The sequence below is a fragment of the Rhodococcus sp. LB1 genome (assembly GCF_001583455.1).
Classification (GTDB): domain Bacteria; phylum Actinomycetota; class Actinomycetes; order Mycobacteriales; family Mycobacteriaceae; genus Rhodococcus_F; species Rhodococcus_F opacus.
Genome location: NZ_LTCZ01000221.1, coordinates 1 through 1,850 on the forward strand (window position 1 = coordinate 1; position 1,850 = coordinate 1,850).

At 62.9% G+C, this 1,850-nt stretch carries 1 protein-coding gene; it reads left to right on the forward strand.

The window, feature by feature from the left end:
* The first annotated feature begins 174 nt into the window (after positions 1 to 174).
* Positions 175 to 1,110, forward strand: coding sequence for a mycofactocin-coupled SDR family oxidoreductase (locus AZG88_RS26240; RefSeq protein ID WP_082833483.1), 936 nt, complete (start codon positions 175 to 177; stop codon positions 1,108 to 1,110).
* Positions 1,111 to 1,850: the final 740 nt, after the last annotated feature.

The following is a 1,850-nucleotide window of genomic DNA, read 5'->3' on the forward strand; positions in this document are numbered from 1 at the left end:
GGTACGCCTCGGCCGTCTGCACTCGTTTGAAGCTCACTGACTCTCCTGACAGATGTTCACGGTGACCGAGCATCACGCCGTTATCGGGGTCGAATTGACATCGTTAGTGAGCGGCGTCGGGCACGGTTCGAGGTATGTGAAGGCTCACAATACTGACTCCTGCCGTCCAAATCAATGCTGCGGCTGGGCGCGGCCGAGTACGGCAATAGCTGCCACAAATGCGGACGACGCGTGTCAGTATGTCGGAGTAGCGTGCCAAACGTAGAAACGGGAGCTCAGCATGGGAAGCTGGACGGCAAAGTCGCCTTCATCACCGGCGCAGCACCAAGCCAAGGCCGTAGCCACGTGATACGGCTGGCAGAGGACGGTGCGGACATCATCGCGGTCGATGTCTGTGGGCCCGTCGACGGTGTTCCCTACGACATGGCGACCATGGCGGATCTCGAGGAGACCAAGCGTGCCGTAGAGGCACTGAACCGCCGGATCGTGATCGCCAAGGCCGACGTTCGCGACATGGAAGCCATGACGTCGGTTGTCGACGACGCTGTGGCCGAGTTAGGCCGGCTCGACATCGTGTCGGCGAACGCCGGTATCGCGGGGCCCTTCGCAAACGCCGAAAACCTCTCAGGCAGTTGGCAAACGACGGTCGATATCAATTTGAACGGCGTGTACAACACCGCGCGAGCGGCCATCCCGCACATCAAAGCCGGCGACCGAGGCGGTTCGATCGCGCTCACCAGTTCGACCGCGGGCCTGAAGCCGTACCTGAACGCTGCGGACTACGTTGCCGCGAAGCATGGGGTGAGGGGTCTGATGAAGGCCCTGGCGCTCGAGCTCGCGCCCCACTTCATCCGAGTCAACAGCATCCACCCGACGCAGGTCGACACCCCGATGATTCAGAATTCGGCCATGTGGAAGTTGTTCTGCCCCGACCTCGAGAGCCCGACCAAGGCCGACTTCGAAGCTGTCTCCCTCGCCACTAACGCGATGCCGGTGCCGTGGGTGGAGTCGATCGATGTCTCGAACGTATTGCTGTTCCTCGCCTCCGACGAGTCCAGATTCATCACCGGCGCCGCAATTCCAGTGGACGCGGGTTGCAACCTACTCTAGGCAACACAACACGCCGGTCTGAGCGGGAACGATGCCGAACCCTATGGGGCAAGGAGCGCCGCCTGGTGCCGGAAAGCTCGACAACAAGATTGCATCCATCACGGGCGCGACCCAAGCGTAGAGGGTGCAGTCCTGCGATCCGGTTGGCGCAGGAGGACGCCGACATGATCGCGGAGGACGACCGGTGAACGTCGAGTCGGTGACCAGTCCGGGCTGGCGTTCGTTCGGTCGCTGGGTTTGTTCGCGCATTCGGACAGCGCCAGGTGGCCGATCGTCGCGAGGACCGTCCCCGACCCGCTGCCGGCCAAAAGTGGCGTGTGTCCCATTGTCGCGAAGCGACCCGATGGAAGTCCAGAATAGGGCTGTTTGGCGAACTCTCGGTAACACGGGACCGCGCGTCACAAGGGGAGTGGCGTGGCCGGGGCGATTCGTGCGAGTCAAGTCGTTGCTGTCGGGGGCAACCTCACTTGGCGCTCCGCCGACCTACGGTCGGCTGACGATCCGTACTTCCTAAATTGGACGGAACATGTCAGTATGGTGGACGTCCCACAGGTGGCGGTGATCGGCAGTTGGCCCGCGACTCACCTGGTCCGAGCAGACCAGCTCGGGCCGAATGCCATCACATCGGGCGCTGCAAGGCGCCACGCATCGACCTGAAACTGGAGCGTCACACATGGCGGGACGTATGGACGGCAAGGTCGTCGTCATCACCGGCGCGGTCCGGGGTCAGGGCCGCGCGC